We start from the raw sequence: 23281 nt of genomic DNA, 5'->3' as shown, positions 1-23281 counted from the left end.
GCCGCCCGGAATTCCGGAATCCGCCATTCCGTGCGACCCGGGGGCGTGCCCGGTAACCGTCCCCCTTTCGAGGCTTACGTCCCGTCGGTCACGGAAAGGAACGGCTCGTGCCGACGAACGACGAGAGGGCCGCCGGTGAGTTCGCCGCCGAGCTGCGGCGGCTCAGGAGCCTGCGCGGGATGTCCCTCACCGAGCTCGCCCGCTCGGTCCACTACAGCAAGGGCTACCTCAGCAAGATCGAGAACGGTGGCAAGCCCCCGACACCCGATGTCGCCCGGCGCTGCGACGCCGTCCTGGACGCGGGCGGGGACCTCACCCGGCTGGTCCCCGACCCGCCGCCCGCCGCGAGGACTCCCGCCGGGCCCGCCACCGCCCCCGGCGTCCCCGCGGCCCGCTCGGGCGAGACGGGCCCGGAGCCGGGGCCCTGCCCCTTCCGGGGACTCGCCGCCTACGGGCCCCAGCACACCGAGTGGTTCTTCGGCCGGGACGCCGCCACGGCCGAGCTGGTCGGACGGCTCGCCGAGCGCATGGGCCACGGCCCCCTCGCCGTGGTCGCGCCCTCGGGCGCGGGGAAGTCCTCGCTGCTCCAGGCCGGACTGCTGCCCGCACTGCGGCGCGGCGCGCTCCCGGTCGCCGGGTCCGCCGCCTGGCCCGCCGTGGTCTGCACGCCGACCGCGCACCCGCTGAAGGAACTGGTGCGCCGCACCGCGGACCGGCTCGGCCGCGCGGGCGGCGGCCTCACCCCCGAGGCGCTGGCCGCACGGCCGCACGCCCTGCTGGACGCGGTCCGTGAGGCCCGGGGGCGGCCCGGACTCGTGCTCGTGGTCGACCAGTTCGAGGAGCTCTTCACCCTCTGCGCCGACGAGGGCGAGCGCCGCGCCTTCGTCGGCGTCCTGCACACCCTGGCCTGCGGCACCGGAACGCGCACCCCCGGCGCCGCGCGACCGGTCGAGGCGGCCGTCGTCCTCGGGGTGCGCGCCGACTTCTTCGGAAACTGCCTCGACCACCCCGAACTCGCCGAGGCGTTCACCCACGGCCTCTTCGCCCTCGCGCCCATGTCCGACGCCGAGCTGCGCGCCGCCGTCACCGGCCCCACCGAACGGGCCGGCCTCGCCCTGGAGCCGGGTCTGGCGGAGCTGCTGCTGCGGGACCTGCGCTCCGGCCCGGCCGCCTCACCGGGCTCGCTGCCCCTGCTCGGCCACGCCCTGCTGGCGACCTGGCAGCAGCGCTCGGGCCGGGTCATGACGGTCGCGGGGTACGAGACGACCGGCGGCATCCACGGCGCCGTGGCCCGCACCGCCGAGTCCGTGTTCAGCCGTCTCGACCCGGCGGAGCAGCGGATGGCACGCCAACTGCTCGTCCGGCTGGTGCGGATCGGCGAGGGCTCCGCCGCCCAGACCCGCCGCCCGCTCGAACGCGCCCTGATCCCCGGCCAGTCGGCGGACCCGGAGGCCGCCGCCCGCGCCCTCGACGCCTTCGTACACGCGCGCCTGGTCACCGCGGGCGCCCAGAGCGTGGAGATCACCCACGAGGCGCTGCTGCACGCCTGGCCCCGGCTGCGCGGCTGGATCGAGAGCGACCGCGCCGCCCTGGTACAGCGCCAGCAGCTCGCGGACACCGCCGTGGAGTGGGCGCGCACCGGGCACGACCCAGGGCTGCTCTACCGGGGCGCGCGGCTCGACGCGGTCCGCGACTGGGACCGGCGGCCCGGGGGCGGGGACCGGCTGGGGGAGCGGGAGGCCGCCTTCGTGGCGGCGTGCCTCGCCGAGGAGGAGCGCGGCAGGCGGGCGGCCCGTCGCCACGTCCGGGTCCGCCGCACCCTGCTCGGCGCGCTCGCCGCCCTGCTCGCCGTGGCCGTCGCGGCGGGCGCCGTCGCCTTCGGCCAGCGCTCCGACGCGTACCGGGAGCGGCGCACCGCCCAGTCGCAGGCCATGGCGGTACGGTCCGAGGCGCTCGCCGAGGGCCGCCCGGAGGCGTCCATGCTGCTGGCCGCCGCCGCCTACCGGACCGCCTCCACCCCCGAGTCGCGCGGCGCCCTGCTCAGCACCCAGGCCCAGTACTTCGACGGGCGCCTGACGGGTCATCAAGGGGCGGTCGACGGCGTGGCGTTCAGCCCGGACGGGCGGCTGCTCGCCTCGGCCGGGGCGGACGCCACCGTACGGATCTGGGACACCGTCCGCCACCGGCTGACTGCCACGCTCACCGGGTACGACGGTCCCGTCACCGCCGTGGCGTTCGCGCCCGACGGCCACCGGCTGGCGACGGCGGGTACGGACGGCTCGGTCCGTCTGTGGGACATGCCCGCGCACCGGATGACCGCGATCCTCACCGGCCACCGGGGGGCCGTGCGCTCGGTCGCCTTCGCGCCGGACGGACGCGCGCTCGTCTCGGGCGGAGTCGACCGTACGGTACGGCTGTGGGACACCGCCGACGGCACGGCGCGCGCGGTGCTCACCGGGCACGGCGACGCGGTGATGGCGGTCGCCTACGCCCCCGACGGACGCACGGTCGCCTCGGCGGGCGCCGACCGCACGGTCCGGCTGTGGGAGACGGCCGGGGGGAGCGCGGGCGCCGTCCTCACCGGCCACACCGACCAGGTGCTCGGACTGGCCTTCGCCCCGGACGGCCGCACCCTGGCGTCCGGCAGCGCCGATCGCACCGTACGGCTGTGGGACACCGCCGACGGCACGGCGCGCGCGGTCCTCACCGGGCACGGAGACGATGTGAACGCGGTCGTCTTCAGCCGCGCCGGGGACACCCTCGCCAGCGCGGGCGGAGACGGCACGGTCCGGCTGTGGGACCCGGTGAACCGCCGCGTCGCGGCGGTGCTCTCGGGCCACACCGACTATGTGCTGTCCCTCGCGGCGGGCCCCGACGGGCGCCTGGCGAGCGGTGGTTTCGACCAGTCGGTGGTGCTGTGGAACCCGGCCGGACCGGCCCTGGTCGCCCGGCCGTTCACCGAGGCGTGGCAGTCGGCCTTCTCACCGGACGGACGGCTGCTGGCCTCGGCGGCGGCCGACCACACGGTACGGCTGTGGGAGGTGGCCCGACACCGCCCGCTCCCGCCGCTCACCGGGCACGACGGTTCGGTGTTCGCCGTCGCCTTCTCGCCCGACGGCCGCCTGCTGGCCTCCGCGGGCGCCGACCGCACGGTCCGCCTCTGGGACGTGGCCCGGCGCCGGCTCCGCACCACGCTGACCGGCCACGCCGGTTCGGTGTTCGCCGTCGCCTTCTCCCCGGACGGGCGCACACTGGCGTCGGGGAGCGCCGACCGTACGGTACGCCTGTGGCGCGCCGCCGACGGGGCGCCGCGGGCGGTCCTGCGCGGGCACGAGGACTTCGTCAACGCGCTCGCCTTCAGCCCGGACGGGCGCACCCTCGCCACGGGCAGCGACGACCTGACGGTACGGCTGTGGGACCCGGTGGGGCACACGGCGGGCAGGGTCCTGCGCGGCCACACCGGCTCCGTGCGCGGAGTGGCCTTCTCGCCCGACGGCCGCACCCTGGCCGACGGTGGCAACGACGGCACGGTCCGGCTGTGGGACGTCCGGCGGGCCACCGCCCTGCGCTCGCTCACCGGGCACAGCGGGCCGGTGCGAGCGGTGGCCTTCAGCCCGGACGGAGCCGTCCTCGCGAGCAGCGGCGGCGACCGGACCGTACGGCTGTGGCAGCCCGGTCCGGGACGGCTGATCGCCACCCTGAGCGGTCACTCGGGCGCCGTGTGGGGTGTGGTCTTCGCGCCCGGTGCCCCCGGCCGGCCGCGGACCCTGGCGAGCAGCAGCAACGACGGCACGGTCCGGCTGTGGACCACCGACGTGCGGGCGCGCGAGGCCCAGGTCTGCCGGCTCCTCGGCGGCCCCGGTCCGCGCGACTGGGCCCGGCTGCTGCCCGGGCTGCCGTACCGACCCGTGTGCGGACCGGCCGGCTGACGGCGGCCGGGGCGCGCTGTTTCCCGGGGTGTTTCCCGTTTCACGTGGGCGCAGGCGACGGCCGCCTCCTCGACAGCGGCGCCCGGCGGCGGCCAGGCTCGAACCGTCCCGCCCGGCGGCGGACGCCACCCCCCTCTCTCCCGAGAGTCGCTCCACGTGGCGCGGGACACGCGCAGCACCGACGACGCACACAAGGAGCACGCACACCATGAACGTACGTCACAAGCTCGCCCTGATGGCGTCCGCCACCGTCCTGGCGGCCGGACTCACCGCCGCGGCTCCGGCCGTGGCCGCCGCCCCCGCCAGGGCCGCCAAGCCGGCCGCCGAGTGCGGGGTGCGCTCGGACGGGCGGCTGTACTGCGGCAACAAGGCGGGCGCGAAGGGGTACGCGGACCGCTCGTACCGCTCGGCGACCCGCGGGCAGCTGAACGGCACCTTCAGCTGGTTCCAGTGCTGGGGCCACGGCGACCCGCACCAGGGACAGAACGACATCTGGTACTGGACGCAGCTCGACAACGGCGCCTGGGGCAATGTGCCCGCCGTGGACGTGAACACCGGCCAGGACCCGGCCTACGGTCTGCGTCAGTGCTGACCGCCCGCCGCGGATGACACCGCAGCCGCCCGCCGACTCTCCCCGGCGGGCGGCTGCGGGGCGTTGGGGGCGGTTCCGCCCGCCCGGCCGGGCCGGTGGGACGGCGGTCAGACCCGCTGGAAGCTGCGCCGGTAGGCGTGCGGGCTGGTGCCGATGAGGCGTTTGAAACGGTCCCGGAAAGCGGTGGGGGAGCCGAAGCCGACCTGGCGGGCGATCCGGTCGACGGGGTGGGCCGTGGTCTCCAGGAGGTGCTGGGCCCGGCGGATGCGCGCCAGATGCAGCCAGCGCAGCGGGGAGGTCCCGGTCTGCTCGCGAAAGCGCCGGTGCAGGGTGCGTGGGCTCATCCCGGCGCGCGCGGCGAGGTCGTCGAGGGTGAGCTCCTCGCCCGCGTTCTCCTCCATCCAGATCAGCAGCGGCTCCATCGTCGAGCCGCGCGGGGCGGGCGGATGCTCGGGGACGATGAACTGCGCCTGGCCGCCCTCGCGTTCCAGCGGCATCACCGACAGCCGCGCCACGTCGGCCGCCACCGCGGAGCCCAGATCGCGGCGGACCATGTGCAGGCACAGATCGAGACCGGCGGCGGCGCCCGCGGAGGTGAGCACCTGCCCGTCGTCGACGTAGAGCACGGCCGGGTCGACGTCGACCTCGGGATGGCGCTCGGCGAGCTGCGCGGCGGCGGCCCAGTGCGTGGTGGCCCGCCGGCCGTCGAGGAGTCCGGCGGCGGCGAGGACGAAGGCGCCGGTGCAGATGGAGGCGATCCGGGTGCCGCGTGCGGCCACCTCCCGCAGGGCGTCCAGGACTTCGTCCGGGACGGGAGCCAGGGGTTCGGCGCAGCCGGCCACCACCACCGTGTCCGCCCCGGCCAGCGCGTCGAGCCGCCAGGGGGCCCGCAGGGTGAACGCCCCGGCGTCGACCTCCTCGGCCGGTGAGCACACCCGGACGCGGTAGGCGGAGCGGCCGTCGGGCAGCAGGGTGCGCTGGAAGACGTCGATGGGTGTGGACAGGTCGAAGGGGATGACCCCGTCGAGGGCGAGGACGGCCACGGTGTGCATCCCTCCACCTTAGAAGAGTACCCAGATAGCGCCCGAACGCCTTCGATCGTTGCATGATCAACCGCTTTTTCCCGAAGGAATCATTGTTTTCGGCCAGGAATACCGATGGATGTGCGGCCAACTTTGCGATTCGCGCGCGGATGTCCCATCATCATGACCGCGCGTCAGTTCTCGGCGCGCTTCGAGGCGTCAGGGGCACGGGGAAATCCCCTGTACGCCGATCGATCCCGCAGGCGGCGAGCACCTGGTCGCGCCATGCCGCGGTGATTCCCGCCCTCATCCGTACACCTAGGCAAAGGCCGCATGTCCGCCCAGCAGCTTTCGGACCTCATCCGGTTCGCCCGTCACAACTCGCCCTACTACCAAGAGCTTTACGCGTCCCTGCCGCCGGACGCCGACCGTCTCACCGATCTGCCGGTCGTGGACCAGGAGACGTTCTGGGCGGCCAACACCCTCGACGGCAACCGCGTCCTGACCGGACCCCTCAGCGAGGCGACCGTCTACAAGACCGGCGGCACCACCGGCGCCCCCAAGTTCTCGGTCTACACCCGTGACGAGTGGCGCACCTTCGTGACCGTCTTCGGCCAGGGCCTGGTGGACACCGGTCTGCGCCCCGGCCACCGCGTCGCGGACCTCTTCTACGCGGGCGAGCTCTACGCCAGCTTCCTGTTCCTCCTCGACTCGCTGGCCCACGCCCCCGTCGACAACGTACGGCTGCCCATCGGCGGCGCCGCGCCGCTGGAGTCGACGGTGGCGACCCTGCGCGACTTCGCGGCGCAGGTCCTGACGGGCACCACCACCACACTGTGCCGCCTCGCCGAGCACCTCCTCGCGGCGGATCTGCGCCTGGACGCGGTGGAGCTGGTCCTCTTCGGCGGCGAGGCCCTCTTCGCCGACCAGCGGCGGCTGCTGGCCGCCGCGTTCCCCAACGCGGCCATCCGCTCGGTGGGTTACGCGAGCGTCGACGCGGGGCTGCTCGGCCGCCCCGTGCCCGGCCCCGACCCCCGGGTGCACCGCGCCTTCACCCCACACTCGATCGTCGAGATCCTCGACGACACCACCGGCGAGCCCATCACCGAGCCCGGGCGCCCCGGCCGGGCCGTGGTGACCAGCCTCTTCCGCCGCCTCATGCCCGTCATCCGCTACCCGGCGGGCGACCGCGCCGAGTGGACCGGCACCGGCCCCGGCCACTTCCGCATCCTGGGCCGCGCCGAGGAAGGCGTGCGGGTGGGGCCCGTGTCCCTGTACGCGCAGGACGCCCAGGACGCCGTCGCCCGGGCCGACACCGACGGCCGCATCGCCGGCATGCAACTGGTCGTACGCCGCTGGGAGGGCCGCGACGGACTGGTGCTGCGCCTCGCCACCGCCCCCGGCGACGACGACCCGGCCGCGCTCGACGTGCTCACCAAGGCCGTCGTCACCGAGCTGGAGAGCTCCCGGCCGCTGTACCCGGACAGTGTGCGCACCGGATTCGTGCACCCGCTCCGCGTCGAGTGGGCACGCCACCGCGACCTCACCGTCAACCCGCGCACGGGCAAGCTCGTCCGCGTCCTGGACGAGAGGCCCACGACATGAGCACCCCCCTCGTGGACGGGGGCCGCCGCAGGCCGCTCGTCCTGCGCAACCGCGCCTTCGGCGCCGTGTGGCTGAGCCAGGTCCTGACCCAGGCGGCGGTCCGCATGTTCCAGGTCGGCGTCTCCTGGTGGCTGGTCGCCTACGCCGTCGACGGCGGACGCGGCCTCGCCTCGGGCCTGTTCATGGCCGTCAGCACCCTGCCCGCCGTGGCGCTCGCCCCGGTGGTGGCGCGGGTCGTCGCCCGCACCGCCCACCGCTCGGTGCTGCGCACGGCCGCCGCGGTGGCCGGAGCCGTCGCCGCCGCGCTCGCCGTATGGGCGTGGACGAGCGGCCTTCCGCTGCCCGCGGTCTACGCCGCCACCCTGGCCCTGGCCACCTGCCAGGCCTTCTTCGACCCCTGTCTGACCACCTCGGTGCCCGAACTCGTCGACGACGAGGACATCGAGACGGCCACCGGCTTCGAACTGTCCACCCAGTCCCTGGCCGGCCTCGGCGGGGCGCTGCTCGGCGCCGTGACCGTCGACCGGGCGGGCGTGGCCGGGCTCGGAGCGGGCTGCGGGGCCGCCTATCTCGCCGCCGCGCTGCTGGTCGCGGGCGTGCGCTTCCGTACCGCGCCCGGCTTGGACGAGGGGACCGATCCGGCCGGGGCGTCCGAGCGGCGTACGCTCCGCGCCATCCTCGGCGGACTCCCGTACGTACGCCGCATCCTGGTCTGCTTCACCGCCGCCAACCTCTTCACCACGGCCGTCTTCGTCGTCATCCCGCTCTACACCCGTACCGTCCTCGGTGACGGCGGCTCCACCGTGGCCCTCCTGGAGGCGTCCCTGGGGTGCGGCACGCTGATCGGCTCGTTCACCGGCGCCCGGGTGCCGGGGCGGCCCACCGTCACCGGCGCCTGCTGTCTGGCGCTGATGGCGGGCGCCCTGGCGCTGCCGGGCCTGTTCGCCGGGCGGCTGGTCTTCGCCGGGAGCCTGGTCGTGGCCGGCTGGTGCGTCGGGGTGATCGGGGTCCGCTTCGTGGCCCTGTTCCAGCGGCTGGTGCCCGCCGCCGACAAGCCCGGCTTCTTCGCGGTGATGCAGGCGGTCCTGGGAGCCTCCTTCCCGGTGGCCTCGCTGCTGTTCGGCCTGGCCGGGGACCATCTGTCCGCGCGGACCCTGTGCCTGGTCCAGGCCGCCGGCCTGCTGCCCGCCGCGGTGGCGCTGGTCCTGCTGGGCTCGCCCGACGGGCCCGCCGACGGCCCGGGTCCGAGCGAGGCCGCCGACCGCGCCCCCGAGACCGTCGGGAGCGAGCGGTGAACGCCCTCGTCACGGCGGCCACCGGCGCCGACATCGCCGAGCTCCGCCAGCTCTACTACGCCGTCTACGGCCCCCACTACCCGGCCGGACTCGGCACCGACCCCGCCGAGATGGCCCGGCTCATCCAGGACCCCGACTCCCTGTGGCTGGTGGCCCGTTGCCCCGCGACCGGCGCGCTCGCCGCGTCGGCCGCCATCCACGGCGAACCGGGCAGCCGGATCGGCCGCCTCGAAGGCCTCGCCGTCCACCCCGAGCACCGCTCCGGCGGCCTGGCCGCGCTGCTCACCGAGGCGCTGTGCGCCCGGATGCTGGACAGCGGACGCCTGGACTCGGTGTACGCCACCGTCCGCACCGTCAGCGCGGGACCCCAGCGCGTCGTCGCCCGCAACGGGTTCCGCCCCCTCGGCGTCCTGCCCAACGCGGTGGATCTCAGCAGCCGGGAGAGCCTCGCGCTCTACGCGCGTCACTCGGCCGGGGTGCTGGAGCGCCGCGTACCGGTCACCGAGGTGCCCGCGCCCCTGCTGCCGCTCCTGAACGCCGTGGAGGGCTGTCTCGGCGTCAGCTACGCCGACGTCCGCCCCACCGGCCCGCTCCCGGCGCCGGAGCGCGGTGACACCGAACGGCTGGAGATGATCGAGGCCCCCGCCTTCGTACGCCGCCGCTTCCGCGAGCGCTTCCCCGGCACCGCCGGATGGTTCTACCCGCTGCACACGCCCAATGTGCTCCTCACCCCCGAGGACGGCCGGTTCGAGGTCTACGCCTACTTCAACCGCACCGGCGGCTACTGCTCGCTCCTGACCGCCCACCCCGACCCCGCCGCCGCTGCCGCCCACCTCGAACCCGTGACCCGGACCCTGACCCGGGCCGGGGCGGGCTATGTGGAGGCGCTGGTGCCGCTCGCGCACCACCAGGCGCTCGCCGCGTTCCTCGCCCAGGGCTTCGTCGCGGGCGCGCTCTACCCGGCGATGCGCGCGGACGGCGACGGCTTCCACGACTACGTGGTGCTCTCGCGCACCACCGAGCAGATCGACTTCCGCGGCGTCGTCGTCGAGCCGCCCCTCCAGCCCTATCTGGACTGCTATGTGTCGGCCTGGGCGTCGACCTACCTGCCCACCCTAGAGGTTGCCTCATGAACCCCCATCTCGCCCCGGTCGGCGTCCCCGACCCCGCGCTCCTGCCGCATGTGCAGGAGCTGTGCGACCTGACCGACCCGTACGCCGTCGGGCCGGCCGTGGACGAACTGTTCGCCGCGGCCATGGCGGAGACCAACGCCTGGCACGCCGAGCGCTCCCCGTTCTTCCGCTCGCTGTACGAGGCGACGCCGCCCGCGCACCCGTACCGGGCCCCGCTGGTGCACGCCACCTTCTTCAAGCGCCACGAAGTGCTGTCCATCCCGCGCGAGGACGTCGACCTGCATCTGACCTCCTCCGGCACCACCGGCCAGAAGTCGCAGATGTTCTTCGACCGCTGGACCATCCGCTCGGCCCAGCGCATGGTCGCCCGCATCTTCGAGCGCAACGGCTGGATCACCCCGGAGACGGAGGTCAACTACCTCCTGTACAGCTACGAGCCGGCCCCCGCCCTCAACCTCGGCACGGCCTTCACCGACAACTACCTCTGCGACTTCGCACCCGCCCGCAAGGTCGAGTACGCGCTGCGCGACACCGGTGACGGGCACGAGTTCGACCCCTTCGGCTGCGTGGCCGCGCTGCGCCGCTTCGAGCAGGACGACGCCCCCGTGCGCATCCTGGGCTTCCCCGCCTTCCTCTACTTCACCCTGGAGCGGATGCGCGCGATGGGCCTGCCGCCGCTGCGGCTGCCCGAGGGCTCCCTCGTCGTCCTCGGCGGCGGCTGGAAGGGCCACGCCGACCGGCGCATCGGCAAGGACGAGCTGTACGCCCGCGTCACCGAACAGCTCGGCATCCCCGGCGACCGCATCCGCGACACGTTCGGCTCCGTCGAGCACTGCGTCCCGTACATCGAGTGCGACCACCACCGGCTGCACGCCCCCGTCTGGTCGCGCGTCGCCATCCTCTCCACCGCCACCCTGGAGCCGCTGCCGTACGGCGAGAGCGGCTATCTGCACCTCGTCTCCCCGTACATCACCTCCGTACCGGCGCAGAGCGTCGTCATGGGCGACCTGGCCTCGCTGCACCCCGGCTCGGAGTGCGGGTGCGACCTGGAGACCGACTGGTTCACCGTCCACGGACGCGCCGGAGTGAGCCGCAACAAGAGCTGCGCGGTGGCCGCCGCCGAACTGATGAAGGGCATGTCGTGACCGCGCGGACGCAGACGGAGACGGAGACCGGGACCATGGACCGGACGGACCAACACCACTACTGGCAGGGCGCGTTCATCGGCGACGAGGAGGCCGGGCGGCGCCTGGCCACCCTGCCCGCCGTCGTCGAGGAGGCCCTGGCGAGCCCGCTGGAGACCGAGACGGTGCTCGCCGCCTGCGACGCCCTCGCCACGGCCCTGCGCGACCCGGCGCACCCGGTACGCGACCGGCTCGCGCCGCATCTGGCCGAGGGCGAGGAGTCCCTCCTCGACGAACTCGCCACCTGCCTCGGCCGCACCGAGCTCACCCGCAAGCTGCGCCGCGAACTCGGCGGCACCGCCCCGGGACGGCTGAACCGGCCCGACGCCCGCGAGACGGTGTACGAGGCCTGGGCGCCGGTCGGCCTGGTCGCCCACATCGCGCCGGGCAACGCCGCCACCGTCGCCCCGCTCAGCATCGTCGAGGGACTGCTCGCCGGAAACGTCAACATCCTCAAGACCAGCGGCGGCGACACCCTGCTCACCCAGCACCTGCTGGCCGAGCTCGCCGCGCTCGACACCACCGGCGCCCTCGCCGCCCGCGTCATCGTGCTGCGCTTCTCCTCCTCCCGGCAGGAGTGGCTGGCACTGATGTGCGCGCCCGCCGACGCCGTCGCCGTCTGGGGCGGCGAGAGCGCCGTCGAAGGGGTCACCGCCCATGTGCCGCCCGGCTGCCGGCTGGTGGAGTGGGGCCACCGCATCTCCTTCGCCTACCTCACCCGGGACGCCTGGGGCGAGCGGGCGGCGCTGGAGGCGCTGGCGGACGATGTCTGCCTCCACGAGCAGCAGGCCTGCTCCAGCCCCCAGGTGGTCTACCTCGACACCGAGGACGAGCGGGACGTCTTCGCCTTCGCCGAGCGCCTCGCGGAGGTCCTGGCCGCCCGGCCCGCCGCCGTGGAGGAGCCCGACATCGCCGAGCAGGCCGAGCTGACCACCACCGAGCTCGTCGCCCGCCTGGAGGAACACCTCGGTCTCACCCGGGTGTTCGCCGCCCCCGACGGCTCCTGGCGGGTCATGGCCGACACCCGGCCGGCCCTCACCGCCTCGCCGCTGCACCGCAGCGTCTGGGTCAAGCCGCTGCCGCGCAAGAAGCTGATCGGCACCCTGCGCCCGATGCGCCGCTACCTCCAGACCGTCGGCATCGCGGCGAGCCCCACCGACACTGCCGAACTCGCCCGCGCCGCCTTCGCCGCGGGCGTCACCCGTGTCACCCCGCTCGGCGCCATGCTCGCGGGCTACTCGGGAGAGCCGCACGACGGGGTGTACGCCCTCCAGCGCTACAGCCGCCGCGTCGCGGTCCAGGCCGACGCCCGGTTCGCCACCACCGCCTGCCTGGACGACCTGGCCCGGCCGGTCCTGCTGCCGTCCCCGAGCGGCCCGCTGACCGGCAAGGACGAGGTCCAGGAGCTCAACCGGCAGGTTTCCAGGGCCGACGCCGAGCTGTACTTCCGCAGCGGCGGCAGCACCGGCGCCCCCGCGCTCTCACTGTTCAGCTACGACGACTACGACACCCAGATGCACGCCGCCGCCCGCGGTCTGCTCGCCGCGGGCTACGACCCGATGGCGGACCGCACCGCCAACCTCTTCTACTGCGGCGGTATGTACGGCAGCTTCATCAGCTTCTTCTCCATCCTGGAGCGCCTGGGCGGGGTCCAACTGCCGCTCGCGGCCGGCCCGGACCACCGCGCCACCGCCCAGGCGCTGATCGACCACCGGGCGGACACGCTCTTCGGTATGCCCTCCTATCTGTGGCAACTGCTCCACGAGGAGGCGGACGCGCTGCGCGCCTACGGCGGCATCCGCAAGGTGTTCTACGGCGGCGAGCACTTCACCGACGCCCAGCAGCGCACCCTGCGCGACTCCTTCGGCATCGAGGTCGTACGGTCCATCACCTACGGCAGCACCGACCTCGGCCCGCTCGGCTACCAGTGCGCCCGGAGCACCGGCGGCGTCCACCACCTGCACGCCGATCTGCACACCATGGAAATACTCGACCTCGAAGCCGACCGCCCGGTGGCCCCGGGGGAGACCGGCCGGCTGGTCTTCACCACACACGCCCGGCGCGGCCAGCACCTGGGGCGGTATGTGATCGGCGACCTCGGCCGCGCGGTCGAGGGCCGCTGCCCGTGCGGCAGCCACGCGCCCCGTTTCGAGCTGCGCGGCAGGACCGGGGACGTGATGCGGGTGGCCACGTACTTCCTCAACCACCGCCGCTTCGCGGTCATCGCGCAGGAGCGCGCCGGCTACAGCGGTGAACTCCAGACCGTCCTCACCCGTCAGGACACCCGCGAACGGCTCACCGTCCGCGTGGAACGCGCGGGCGCCGCCGACCCGGAGCGGCTGCGCGAGGCCTTCCTCGCCGACTATCCCGAGCTGCGCTCGGCCGTCACCGAGCGACTGCTCGACCTGTTGGTCGAGGCGGTCGACGGCGCGAAGCTGGACCGCAGCCCCACCAGCGGCAAACTGCGCGCCGTGGTGGACCTGCGGGGCTGACCGTCACGCCCCTGCCGGCCCGGGCACATACGCCCGGGCCGGCCCGGCTCCCGTCAGCGGTGTGCCAGTACGTTGACCACCCGGCCGTCGGGGTCGCGTACGAAGAACCGGCGCACGCCCCACTCCTCGTCCTGGAGCGGATGCACGATCTCCGCGCCGCTCGCCCGTACCGCCGCGTACGCCGCGTCCACGTCGTCCACCTCGACGCTCAGATCGGGCACCACCGGCGCGGTCCTGTCCTCGGACATCAGGCTGACCTGCGCCGTGGGGACGGACGGGGAGGCGAGGGTCATGATCCAGCCGTGGTTCATCACCTCCTCGAACCCCAGCAGGCCGTAGAACTCCCGGCTCCGGGGCGGGTTCCGCGCATGGATGTTGGGCACTACGCGGCGAACGGCCATGGCGGCCTCCAGATGGGCACGGACAGGTCTCGGTCGTTCCCAGAACTACCAGAGACCCCACCGGGCATGCCCGCCAAGGCATACGGCGACCCCGGCGGGGACATGCTCCCGCGTATGAGACGGAGCCGGAGGCGCGCGCTGGTCCTCGCGCTGCTGGCCGTCGGCTTCGTCGGCTACGCCCTGCTGCTGTGGCAGGGCCCCTGGTGGCTCGACGGCGGCCGGCTGCGCCACCGGGACCTCCAGCCCGCCGACGGCGTGGTGATCACGGGCTTCCGCACCACGCTGGTCGCCCTCGGCGCGGGCGCGGTCGCCGGGGCCGGCCTCTACTACACCGACCGTACGCTCGGCCACACCCGCGAACGCGACCGCGAGCAGGCCGAGATCGCCCGCGACGGCCAGGTCACCGGCCGCTATGTGGAGGCCATCAAGCTCCTCGCCTCGGAGCGCACGGTCGAGCGGCTCGGCGGTATCTACGCGCTGGAGCGGATCATGCGGGACTCCGCCAAGGACCACCTCACGGTGGTCGAGGTCCTGGCCGCGTTCGTCCGTGACCAGGTGACGGTGGCGTCCGAGGGGGTGCCGGCCACCGAGACGCCGCCGGAGGAGTCCGTGCAGGCGGCCCTGACGGTCCTGGGCAGACGTCCGCCCCGGGACGAGCCGTTCCGTATCGACCTGCGGCGTACGGATCTGCGCGGAGCGGACCTCCGGGACGTGCGGCTGGACCGCGTCCGCCTCGGCGGCGCCCATCTGGAGAAGGCCGACCTGATCGGCGCACACCTGGAGGACGCCTGGCTGAGGGACACCTTCCTCGCGGGCGCGTGGCTCGACCGGGCCCATCTGGAGGGCGCTGTCCTGAGAGGCACCGACCTGCGCGGCGCCAGTCTGAGCCAGGCGAATTTCACGGGCACCCGGCTCCGGGACGCGGACCTGTCGGGGGCGGTCGGTCTGACGCCGGAGCAACTGGGCGTGGCCGTCGTGGACACCGGGACGAAGCTGCCCGAGGCGTGGGCGAGCACTCCGCGCGCAGTGCGGCGCGGTGCGGGCGGACCGCCGACGGCGGTCAGCTGAAGGGGCGTTGGTCCGCCGGGATCTGGACGGTGATCGTGGCACGCTTCTCCGCCGGGGTCGCCCCCTGGCGGGCGGCCCACGGCTCGTCCGAGCGCATCCAGGCCGGCAGCCCCGCCGGGAGGTCCGCCGAGGGGATGGTGGCGAGGTCCGCCGGGGTCAGGGTGGTGCCGTAGGGGACGAGCGGGCGGGCGGTGTCGGGCGTGACCGTGCCGTGCAGGGCGTCGAGCGCGCCGTTCCAGTTCGTCAGCAGCTTCGCCATGGCCACCGCGGGGTCGGTCCCGGAGCCCGCCGCGCTGTCGGGATAGGTGGGATGGAGGATGTGCTGGTACGCGCCGGTGTACGCGGCGCCTGAAGCGGTCTCGCGCCAGGTCTGGAACGCGGTGTCCGCGAGGCCGCCCAGGGCGATCACGGCCTCGATGGGCTGGTGGGCGACGATCGCGTCCAGCCAGCGGTGCCGGTACGCCGCGATGTGCTCGTCCCGGGCGTGCGCGTTGCCGCCGTGCTGCCCGTACACGCTGTACAGGAACGTATTGACCATCACATAGCCGGTGTCGAGGCCGAGTTTGGCCAGGAAACCCTGGAAGCGGCGGCCGGCGGTGCCGACGAGGATGCGGCGCGTGATCGCCTCGTGGGCCGCCGGGTCCTGTCCGACGACCAGCACACGGGCCGTGCCGTCGAGCCGCCCGCGGTGGAAGACCGGGCCCCACTCCACGCGGAAGTCGGTGGCCGGATAGACCTCGGGGCCGGGGTAGTCGCGCACGAGCGCGGCGTACGGCTCCTGCGCGTAGCCGGGGTCGAAGGGCTGCATTCGGACTCCTACTCCATGCGGGCGATCAGTCATGACAGAAGGTGATCAGAGAATGACATTACGGCATGGTGTCTATTAAGTGATGTTCATCCGATATGCGGTGTTCATCCTTACCTCCTCGGGAGGACGAGAAGGGAGGCCCGTATGTCGCCCGGAGCAGACGTCCCGGATACCGGCCGGTTCGCCCTGCGCGGCCGGATCGTCACTCTCGACGCCTCGGACACCGTGCTCGACGACGGTGTCCTCTATGTGGCCGGCGCCCTCGTCGAGGCGGTGCTGCCGGCCGGCGCCCCGGCGCCGCCCGGCTTCGCGGGCGTGACCCCGCTCGACACCCGGGGCTCGGTCTACCCGGGGCTGATCGAACTCCACAACCACCTGCCGTACGACGTGCTGCCGCTGTGGCAGGTGCCCAAGCGGTACGGCAACCGCGCGCAGTGGGGCGGCAGCGGCAACCCGGCCTACCGCACGCTGGTCACCGGCCCGATGAAGGTGCTCGGCCAGGACCCCCGCCTGATGCCCGCCGTCGTGCGGTACGTGGAGGCGAAGGCCCTCGTCAACGGCACCACCACCAGCCAGGGCATCGCCCTGTTCAGCAACGCGGGCGCCCGCCGGATGTACCGCGGCATCGTCCGCAACGTCGAACAGACGGACACGCCCGACCTGCCCGAGGCCGCCTCGCGCATCGCCGACGTGGAGGCGAAGGACGCCGAGAAGTTCCTGGCCCGGCTCCAGCAGCCGCACCGGCTCCTGCTGCACCTGGCCGAAGGCACCGACGAGGCCGCCCGGGCCCACTTCCAAGCCCTGCAGTTCCAGCCCGGCAAGTGGGCCATCACCGAGAACCTGGTGGGCATCCACTGCACCGGCCTGAGCGCCGACGACTTCACCGTCCTGGCCGATCACGGCGGCTCCATGGTGTGGTCGCCGCTCTCCAACCTCCTGCTGTACGGCAAGACCGCCGACATCGCCGCCGCCAAACAGGCCGGCGTGCTGATGGGCCTCGGCTCGGACTGGTCGGTGTCGGGCAGCAAGGGGCTGCTCGGCGAGCTCAAGGCGGCCCGGCTGGCGTCCACCGCCGCCGGATCCGTCTTCAACGACCGGGAGCTGGTCGCCATGGTCACCCGGGACGCGGCCCGCATCCTGCGCTGGGAGGCGGCCCTCGGGTCGCTCGGCGCGGGGATGCGCGCTGACCTCGTCGTCGTCGCCGGCACGGACGGCGACCCGTACACCTCCCTCGTCGACGCCCGCGACAAGGACATCCGGCTGGTGGCCGTGGACGGCGTCGCCCGTTACGGGGCCGGGCCGCTCATGCGCGCCCTCGCCCCGGGGGAGAGCCTGGAGCCGGTACCCGGAATGCCGGCCGACCACGTACTGCGTCTGGACGACGGCACGGCGGACACCATCGTGGCCGGGCTGAGTCTGGGGGAGGCCACCGAGCGGCTGACCGGCGCACTGGCCGACCTCCCGGCGCTCGCCGCCGCCCCCGTCCCACCGCTCACGGCGTCCCCCGGCGGCGGTGTGCGCTGGCGGCTCGCCCTGGACGAGATCGAGCCGACCGGCGCCGAACTGCGCCCGCGACTGCCGCTGCTGAGCGCGAGCGGCGAGGCGCACCCGACCGGGCCCGGCATCGGCGCGCTCACCGCCGCACCGGCCGAGCTGGAACCGGTGGCGCTGGACGCCCTGACCGCGTCCGGCGACCCCGCCTTCCTCGCCACCCTGGCCGACGAGGGGAACCTGCCCGCCGACTACGCCGGGGCGCTGTCCCGCCTGCTGACCTGACCCTTCCGTAGACAAGGAGCCCCCATGCTGGTCACCCAGCTAGCCCTGGTATCCGAGACCGACCAGATCACCTCGTCCCAGCTCACCCGGGTGGCCGCCGCCCTGCAGAAGCAGGCCATCCGGGACTTCGCGCCGCTGTGGCAGATCCCGGCGTCCGTGGACGCCTTCGACAGCCTCCACGACGTGCCCGTCGGCTACTGGCCGATGATCATCCGCGACGACATCGGCGAACCCGGCGCGGCCGGTGTCCACATGGACAAGAACGGCCAGCCGTTCTCCCTGATCCAGTACAGCGACAGCTGGTCGCTGACCGCCAGCCACGAGATGCTGGAGATGCTCGGCGACCCCTGGGGCAACCGCCTGGTGGCCGGACAGTCCCCGAAGAAGGACCAGGGCGTGGTGGAGTTCCTCGTCGAGGTCGCCGACCCCTCGGAGGCACCCGAGAACGGCTACACCATCAACGGCTTCCTCGTGTCGGACTTCTTCACCCCGAACTTCTACGACCCCGTCACCGCGCCCGGTGTGCGCTACAGCTTCACCGGCAAGCTCGACGGCCCGCGCAAGATCCTCGAAGGCGGCTATCTGAGCTGGCGCGAGCCGGTCACCGACCACTGGTGGCAGCAGATCTGGTTCGACACCAAGGGCCCCGTCTTCCGCAACCTGGGCAAGCTGACCGCACACGCCGGAAGTCTGCGTTCCGCCATCGACGCGCACACGAGGACGAACGCGCGGATCGCCGCGAGCGGCCCGCAGTCCGACCGCTTCAGCGCCGCCCGGACCCTGACCGCCGCCGTCAAGAGGACGACCGCCTCCCGCGCCGACCTGTGGCGCTCCCAGATCGACGAGCTGAAGGCCGGTCAGGTCACCGAGGGGACCTGGCAGGGCGGCGGCAAGCACGACCATGGGTAGCCCGCGCACCGGCCCCTCCGGCCCGCAGGAGGAGCCCGAGGACGACGCCGTGACTCCCGAGCCCGGGACTGGGCCGGAGCCGTCCGCGTCCGGCGAGGAGAGCCTGCGCGAGGCCCTGCACCGCCGTATGCGCGAACTGGACGACCGCCGCGCCGAGAAGCCCGCCCCCGGCGACGACAAGGCGCCGGCCGACGACGTGGAACCGGAGGAACCTCCGGACTGACCCGCGCGTACGGTCCCGTGGCGCACCGGCAGGGGGACGGTGGACCACCACGACGGTACGCATGACCACCGACCCCATGAGGTGAGCCGATGCCTCACTCCTCGCCGCCGCTGCCCACCGCGATCCGCCCCGCCCGGCCCGTCACCGCCCGGCAGGGCTTCCTGCGGGCCTGGGCCGCGCTCGTCCCGGCCGCCCTCGGCGCCGCCTACTTCCTGTGGCGCGCCCCGGACGTCGACCTCGTCCGGCTCCAGCTCGCCGGTTCGGCCACGGCGGCCGGGCGGGTGTACGACGGGCACGCCGCCGCCTTCCGGGACGCGCTGGTGGCCCATATGGTCTGGGTCGCCTGCGGCGCCGCGACGCTGCTGCTCGTCTTCCAGATCGGGCACCACGCGTACGCCGGGCTGCGCGGCCGGCAGGTCGCCCACTGGGCGCTGATCGCCACGTTCACCGGAGCGGTGTTCGGCCTCGTGGAGAACGGTCTGCTCGTCGGCGCGCTGCGGGCGCACGGCGGCGCCCGTGACTGGCCGTTCGCGACGGCGACGGCGCTGGAGACCGTCAGATGGCTGCTGCTCGGGTCCGCCACGGTCGTCGGCGCGGTGGTGTGGGCCACCACGGTCACGCGCGCGGGCAGAGGCATGCTCGGACGCCCGGCGCCCGCACGGCACGGGACCCTCGACGACCGGGCCGTTGACGATGACGACCGGGCTGTCGGCGACCGGAACGAGGAGGCCGGTGCGGACCACGAGGCGCCCGCCCCGCCACCGGCGCCGCCCTCGCCCCATCACGACCACGCCCCCTCCACTCCCGACCTGGTCCCGCCCTGGCCCGTGGTGGAGGCGGACGGACGGTTCTGGCCTACGGGTGTCGCCCATCCGCACACCGAGCCCGGTGTCGCCTCGGCGCACTGGCGCTACCACAGCACCACGGCCCCCGGCCGGGACCACGCGGAGCTGGGCTTCTGTGTCTCCGGGGGCGGTATCCGCTCGGCCGCCGTCACCCTCGGAGCCCTCCAGGCCCTGCGCCGGCCGCTGCGGCGGGCCCGGTACCTGGTCTGCGTCTCCGGCGGCGGCTACACGGTCGGCGCGCTGCAACTCGCCCTCAACGGCAACCTCACGTCCGAGGAGGTATTCGCGCCCGGCTCGCCCGAGGAGGACCATCTGCGGCGGCACTCCAAGTACCTCGCCGACGGCACCGGGCAGTGGATGGTCGCCCTCGGGGTGCTGCTGCGCGGTCTGCTCGCGTCCCTGCTGCTGCTGGCCGCCGCGACCGCCACCATCGGGCTGGTGCTCAGCTGGGCGTACCACGCCGTACCGGTGACCGATCTGGGCCGTCTCGCCCACCCGGGCCTGCGTTTCTGCGCCGACTGCACCACCACACCGCCGCGCCCCTCGTTCCGCGACCCGGCGGTGTGGACCGTGGCGTACGCGGCGGTAGCCACCGCCGGGCTGTGGCTGCTGTGGCTGGGGACGTACGTCTGGGACCGCGCCGGCCAGTTGGCGCGCTGGCCGGCCCGGGCCTTCCAGGCCTTCGTGGTCGTGACGCTGGCCCTGGCCGTCGTGGTCTTCGTGCTCCCGCTGCTCGCCTGGTCGGCGGTGCACCTCCTGACCCGGCACCAGGTCAGCCGCCCCGACGCCGCGGTCGGCGCGGGCCTGACCGTGCTGGTCACCTACGCAGCCGCGCTGGTGGGCACGTTGTGGCGGCGGCGCCAGACCGTGCGCACGGGCCTGTCCAAGGTGATGGACGTCGTGCGGGGACGCTCGGGCCTGAGCCGGGCCGTCCCCAACGGTCTGCTGCAGTACCTGGCGGTCTGGGTCGTGCTGGCGGTGCTCACGGCCGCCTTCCTGCTCATTCTCGGCTGGGCCACCGCCACCGGCTGGGCCTGGCCGCTGTGGCTGCAGATCTGTGTCCCGGCCGTGCTGCTGTTCATCGGCTCGCTCCTGGACCAGACATGGATGAGCCTGCACCCCTTCTACCGCCGCCGACTGGCCTCCGCGTTCGCCGTACGCCGGGAGATCCTGGCCGGGACGGACGGTACGCAGGTGGCCCGGCCGTACGACTTCGCCACCGAGACCACCGCGCTGAGTGTGTACGGGGCACGCAAGGAGGCCTTCCCGCAGGTCATCTTCGCCGGTGCGGCGAACCTCTCCGGGAACGACCGCACACCGCCCGGCCGCAGGGCGGTCTCCTACACGCTCTCCCACGACTACGTGGGCGGCCCCGATGTCGGCTACGCCTGCACCGCCTGCCTGGAGCGGCGCTCCAAGCGGCACATCGCCCGGGACCTGACCGTCCAGTCGGCCGTGGCGGTCTCGGGTGCGGCCTTCGCCTCCGCCATGGGGTCCCAGGCGCGGGCCTTCCAGACGCTGTTCGCCCTCTCCAACGCCCGTCTGGGCACCTGGCTGCCCAACCCCGGGGCGCTGGCGGAGCAGTGGAACGCGCGGCGCTGGCCCTCGCCCCCGGCGCCACTGATCCGGCGGCTGCCGTATCTGCTGCGCGAGGTGTTCGGCCGCTACCCGATGGACGACCGGCTGCTGCTGGTCACCGACGGCGGCCACTACGAGAACCTCGGTCTCGTCGAACTGCTGCGGCAGGGCGTGCGCACGGCGGTGTGCATCGACGCGAGTGGCGACATCCCGCCCTTCGCCGCCACCCTCGCCCAGGCGATCGCGCTCGCCCGCGAGGAGCTCGGCATCTCCATCACGCTGCACGAGCCCACCGGGCTGGTCCCCGGCGGCAGCGACCCGCTCCCGCCGCCCGGTGTCCTCTCCGAACTCAACGCCCGGCTGTCGCGTACGTCGGTGGTCACCGGTGAGATCACCTACCCCGAGGACCTGGACATCGACGGCCGACGGGACCGCCGCGGCACCCTGATCGTGGCCCGCACCACCCTGACGAAGGACCTGCCGTACGAACTTCTCTCGTACGCCGCGGCCCACCCGGTCTTCCCGCACGACAGCACCAGCGACCAGTGGTTCGACCACCAGCAGTTCGACGCGTACCAGACCCTCGGGCGCTGTCTGGGGGAGCGGGTGCAGGAACTGCTGGACGGGATGGAAGCGTCCTGAGGGAAGGCAGAGCGGTTCGGGGGACGGGGGAGCGATGCAGGCGGGCACGGCCGGACGGGGCGGACGACGCGACAGCGCGTGGCGCGGGCCGAGGGCGGAACACGTGGTGGGCGCGGGCGCGTTGCTGAGCGCCGCGGCCCTCGTCGAGCGCGTTCCACGGCTCGTACCGGCTCACGAGTACCTGCTGTGCCACGCCTCACCGGCCCTCGACCGGCTGACCCTCACGGCGCTGGGACTGGTCCTGGCGGCAGCGGTGGCCGCGGTGGCGGGCGGCATCACGACGCAGTCCCGGCGCCTCTCGCATCCGGTGCTCCCCGTGGTGTGGCTGGTGGTCGTCGTCGCCCTCCTGGTCGCGGCCGACGGGGTCGACGCCCACGGCGAGGCACTGGCCGCGCACCGGGCGGCGAAGGGGTTCACGGCCGGCGCGTGCGACTACGTCCCGCAGGAGTACGGCGCGACCCCGGGCTGGTTCTTCCGGTGATCCGCTGCCGCGCCGGGCACGGTACGGTCAGGGCCGCATAAGGATCTTGACGGCGCCGTCGGCGCCGCGGTCGAAGATGTCGTACGCGAGCGGTGCCCGCTCCAGCGGCAGGCGGTGGGTGGCGAAGTCGTCCACGCCGAGCGGGTCGTCGTCGGCGAGGAACGACCTGATGTCCTCGGTCCAGCGGTGGATGTTGGTCCGGCCCGCGCGCAGTTGGATGTGCTTCTCGGCGAGGGTCATCAGCGGCAGCGGATCGGCCGTCCCGCCGTAGTCGCCGGCGAGGGAGACCGTACCGCCGCGGCGGACCAGGGCGAGGGCGAGGCACAGGGCGGACAGCCGGCCGGCGTCGGCTGAGGGGTGCGGCGCGTTCCCGTCCCGTGGTCCGGGCATCCCCTGGACCTCGGCGAGCCGGGCGAGGAGTCCGTCGTGGGCCTCGGTGCCGACGGCGAGCACCACCGAGTCGGGCCCCCGGCCGAAGGTGTGGGTGCCGATCGCGGCCACCAGGTCCTCCTGGCTCTCGTAGCCGCCCGGGTCGAACACCTCCACACCCCGCTTGCGCGCCCGCGCCAGCCGCTCGGGCACCACGTCGACGCCGATGGCGTGCGAGGCGCCGCGCTGGAGGGCGATCCGGCAGGCCATGTCGCCGAGCGGGCCGAGGCCGAGCACGGCGACGGTCCCGGCGGCCGGTATGTCCGCGTACCGCACCGCCTGCCAGGCGCTCGGCAGCAGGTCGGAGAGGTAGAGGAAACGGTCGTCCGGCGGACCGTCGGGCACCGGGACGAGCCCGAACCGGGCGTGGGGTACACGCAGACACTCCGCCTGCGCCCCCGGCACCGAGCCGTACCGCCCGGCGTGGCCGATCAGCGCCGCCCCGGTGTCGTGGTCCGGGTCGTGGGTCGCCCGGCACTGTCCGGGCAGGCCGGCCGAGCACATCCAGCAGTGCCCGCAGGCGATGTGGAACGGCACGACCACCCGGTCGCCGGGCTTCACCTCCGTGACGTCCGGTCCGGTCTCCTCGACCGTCCCGATGGCCTCGTGGCCGAGGATGTCGCCCGGCTTCATGAACGGGGCGAGCGTCTCGTGCCGCTCGTACAGACGGAGATCGAAGTCGCTCAGTGCCGTCGAGGTGACGCGCACGATCGCGTCGGTTCGTTCCTGGATCACCGGGTCCGGCACGCTCTCCACCCGGACGTTCCGCTTGCCCTGCCACGTCACAGCCCTCATCGGCGGTCCCCTCCCAGTCGTCTGCCCGCGCAGCGGGACCGGCCGGGTACCCGCGCCCCGCCGGGGGCAACCGG

Annotated in this window: 17 protein-coding genes; 13 read left to right on the top strand and 4 right to left on the bottom strand. The window is 74.0% G+C overall.

Features of this window, described 5'->3' with window-relative positions:
* Positions 1-107: 107 nt before the first annotated feature.
* Positions 108-3929 (top strand): nSTAND1 domain-containing NTPase, encoded by a 3822-nt coding sequence (locus ACZ5ID_RS11200; RefSeq protein WP_468895982.1) that lies wholly within the window; start codon positions 108-110, stop codon positions 3927-3929.
* A 208-nt stretch (positions 3930-4137) separates the two neighbouring features.
* Positions 4138-4521, top strand: coding sequence for a hypothetical protein (locus ACZ5ID_RS11195; RefSeq protein WP_468895979.1), 384 nt, complete (start codon positions 4138-4140; stop codon positions 4519-4521).
* A 107-nt stretch (positions 4522-4628) separates the two neighbouring features.
* On the opposite strand, the gene ACZ5ID_RS11190 is transcribed toward ACZ5ID_RS11195, so the two are convergent.
* Positions 4629-5573 carry a GlxA family transcriptional regulator gene (locus ACZ5ID_RS11190; protein WP_468895976.1) on the bottom strand — a complete coding sequence of 315 codons (945 nt, stop codon included), beginning with the start codon at positions 5571-5573 and terminating at the stop codon, positions 4629-4631.
* Between the two features lie 303 nt (positions 5574-5876).
* Between ACZ5ID_RS11190 and ACZ5ID_RS11185 the strand changes: the two genes are divergently transcribed.
* The 5 genes from ACZ5ID_RS11185 to ACZ5ID_RS11165 are packed head-to-tail and all read left to right on the top strand — an operon-like array spanning position 5877 to position 13252.
* Positions 5877-7148 carry a phenylacetate--CoA ligase family protein gene (locus ACZ5ID_RS11185; protein WP_468895973.1) on the top strand — a complete coding sequence of 424 codons (1272 nt, stop codon included), beginning with the start codon at positions 5877-5879 and terminating at the stop codon, positions 7146-7148.
* Positions 7145-8443 (top strand): MFS transporter, encoded by a 1299-nt coding sequence (locus tag ACZ5ID_RS11180; RefSeq protein ID WP_468895970.1) that lies wholly within the window; start codon positions 7145-7147, stop codon positions 8441-8443. The genes ACZ5ID_RS11185 and ACZ5ID_RS11180 overlap by 4 nt, the downstream gene beginning before the upstream one ends.
* Complete coding sequence (locus ACZ5ID_RS11175; RefSeq protein ID WP_468895967.1) at positions 8440-9576, top strand: GNAT family N-acetyltransferase; 1137 nt, start codon at positions 8440-8442, stop codon at positions 9574-9576. Before ACZ5ID_RS11180 ends, ACZ5ID_RS11175 begins: the two co-directional genes overlap by 4 nt.
* On the top strand, positions 9573-10721 hold the full coding sequence (locus tag ACZ5ID_RS11170; RefSeq protein WP_468895965.1) for a LuxE/PaaK family acyltransferase: 1149 nt from the start codon (positions 9573-9575) through the stop codon (positions 10719-10721). The genes ACZ5ID_RS11175 and ACZ5ID_RS11170 overlap by 4 nt, the downstream gene beginning before the upstream one ends.
* Complete coding sequence (locus tag ACZ5ID_RS11165; RefSeq protein ID WP_468895962.1) at positions 10718-13252, top strand: acyl-CoA reductase; 2535 nt, start codon at positions 10718-10720, stop codon at positions 13250-13252. The genes ACZ5ID_RS11170 and ACZ5ID_RS11165 overlap by 4 nt, the downstream gene beginning before the upstream one ends.
* A gap of 53 nt (positions 13253-13305) precedes the next feature.
* Here the strand turns inward: ACZ5ID_RS11165 and ACZ5ID_RS11160 are convergent, their stop codons facing one another.
* Positions 13306-13653, bottom strand: coding sequence for a VOC family protein (locus ACZ5ID_RS11160; protein WP_468895959.1), 348 nt, complete (start codon positions 13651-13653; stop codon positions 13306-13308).
* Positions 13654-13767: 114 nt separating this feature from the next.
* On the opposite strand from ACZ5ID_RS11160, the gene ACZ5ID_RS11155 reads away from it, so the two are divergent.
* On the top strand, positions 13768-14721 hold the full coding sequence (locus ACZ5ID_RS11155) for a pentapeptide repeat-containing protein (protein WP_468895956.1): 954 nt from the start codon (positions 13768-13770) through the stop codon (positions 14719-14721).
* On the opposite strand, the gene ACZ5ID_RS11150 is transcribed toward ACZ5ID_RS11155, so the two are convergent.
* A complete protein-coding gene (locus ACZ5ID_RS11150; RefSeq protein WP_468895953.1) occupies positions 14714-15529 on the bottom strand; it encodes a uracil-DNA glycosylase family protein in 816 nt (271 codons plus the stop codon). The two genes, ACZ5ID_RS11155 and ACZ5ID_RS11150, sit on opposite strands and share 8 nt — an antisense overlap.
* A gap of 144 nt (positions 15530-15673) precedes the next feature.
* Between ACZ5ID_RS11150 and ACZ5ID_RS11145 the strand changes: the two genes are divergently transcribed.
* The 5 genes from ACZ5ID_RS11145 to ACZ5ID_RS11125 all read left to right on the top strand — a co-directional run bounded on the left by ACZ5ID_RS11145 (position 15674) and on the right by ACZ5ID_RS11125 (position 21983).
* Positions 15674-17305, top strand: coding sequence for an amidohydrolase family protein (locus ACZ5ID_RS11145; RefSeq protein ID WP_468895950.1), 1632 nt, complete (start codon positions 15674-15676; stop codon positions 17303-17305).
* Between the two features lie 24 nt (positions 17306-17329).
* Positions 17330-18214: a hypothetical protein gene (locus ACZ5ID_RS11140; RefSeq protein WP_468895947.1), complete on the top strand. Its 885-nt coding sequence runs from the start codon at positions 17330-17332 to the stop codon at positions 18212-18214.
* Positions 18207-18437, top strand: coding sequence for a hypothetical protein (locus ACZ5ID_RS11135; RefSeq protein WP_468895944.1), 231 nt, complete (start codon positions 18207-18209; stop codon positions 18435-18437). Before ACZ5ID_RS11140 ends, ACZ5ID_RS11135 begins: the two co-directional genes overlap by 8 nt.
* Positions 18438-18526: 89 nt before the next feature.
* Positions 18527-21502, top strand: a complete 2976-nt coding sequence (locus tag ACZ5ID_RS11130) for a hypothetical protein (protein WP_468895941.1) — start codon at positions 18527-18529, stop codon at positions 21500-21502.
* Positions 21503-21536: 34 nt separating this feature from the next.
* Positions 21537-21983, top strand: coding sequence for a hypothetical protein (locus tag ACZ5ID_RS11125; RefSeq protein ID WP_468895938.1), 447 nt, complete (start codon positions 21537-21539; stop codon positions 21981-21983).
* A 27-nt stretch (positions 21984-22010) separates the two neighbouring features.
* Here the strand turns inward: ACZ5ID_RS11125 and ACZ5ID_RS11120 are convergent, their stop codons facing one another.
* Positions 22011-23207 carry an alcohol dehydrogenase catalytic domain-containing protein gene (locus tag ACZ5ID_RS11120; protein WP_468895935.1) on the bottom strand — a complete coding sequence of 399 codons (1197 nt, stop codon included), beginning with the start codon at positions 23205-23207 and terminating at the stop codon, positions 22011-22013.
* Positions 23208-23281 lie beyond the last annotated feature (74 nt).

The organism is Streptomyces sp. NPDC031670, from assembly GCF_055580545.1.
Note: the sequence above shows the minus strand (reverse complement) of the source record. Positions and strands in the feature narration are given on the sequence as shown.

What these genes read in the sequence shown, in the direction of transcription:
- ACZ5ID_RS11195 (WP_468895979.1), top strand. Translation starts at nt 4,138, where the DNA reads ATGAACGTACGTCACAAGCTCGCCCTGATGGCGTCCGCCACCGTCCTG.
- ACZ5ID_RS11190 (WP_468895976.1), bottom strand. Translation starts at nt 5,573, where the DNA reads ATGCACACCGTGGCCGTCCTCGCCCTCGACGGGGTCATCCCCTTCGAC.
- ACZ5ID_RS11185 (WP_468895973.1), top strand. Translation starts at nt 5,877, where the DNA reads ATGTCCGCCCAGCAGCTTTCGGACCTCATCCGGTTCGCCCGTCACAAC.
- ACZ5ID_RS11180 (WP_468895970.1), top strand. Translation starts at nt 7,145, where the DNA reads ATGAGCACCCCCCTCGTGGACGGGGGCCGCCGCAGGCCGCTCGTCCTG.
- ACZ5ID_RS11170 (WP_468895965.1), top strand. Translation starts at nt 9,573, where the DNA reads ATGAACCCCCATCTCGCCCCGGTCGGCGTCCCCGACCCCGCGCTCCTG.
- ACZ5ID_RS11160 (WP_468895959.1), bottom strand. Translation starts at nt 13,653, where the DNA reads ATGGCCGTTCGCCGCGTAGTGCCCAACATCCATGCGCGGAACCCGCCC.
- ACZ5ID_RS11155 (WP_468895956.1), top strand. Translation starts at nt 13,768, where the DNA reads ATGAGACGGAGCCGGAGGCGCGCGCTGGTCCTCGCGCTGCTGGCCGTC.
- ACZ5ID_RS11150 (WP_468895953.1), bottom strand. Translation starts at nt 15,529, where the DNA reads ATGCAGCCCTTCGACCCCGGCTACGCGCAGGAGCCGTACGCCGCGCTC.
- ACZ5ID_RS11145 (WP_468895950.1), top strand. Translation starts at nt 15,674, where the DNA reads ATGTCGCCCGGAGCAGACGTCCCGGATACCGGCCGGTTCGCCCTGCGC.
- ACZ5ID_RS11140 (WP_468895947.1), top strand. Translation starts at nt 17,330, where the DNA reads ATGCTGGTCACCCAGCTAGCCCTGGTATCCGAGACCGACCAGATCACC.
- ACZ5ID_RS11135 (WP_468895944.1), top strand. Translation starts at nt 18,207, where the DNA reads ATGGGTAGCCCGCGCACCGGCCCCTCCGGCCCGCAGGAGGAGCCCGAG.
- ACZ5ID_RS11130 (WP_468895941.1), top strand. Translation starts at nt 18,527, where the DNA reads ATGCCTCACTCCTCGCCGCCGCTGCCCACCGCGATCCGCCCCGCCCGG.
- ACZ5ID_RS11125 (WP_468895938.1), top strand. Translation starts at nt 21,537, where the DNA reads ATGCAGGCGGGCACGGCCGGACGGGGCGGACGACGCGACAGCGCGTGG.
- ACZ5ID_RS11120 (WP_468895935.1), bottom strand. Translation starts at nt 23,207, where the DNA reads ATGAGGGCTGTGACGTGGCAGGGCAAGCGGAACGTCCGGGTGGAGAGC.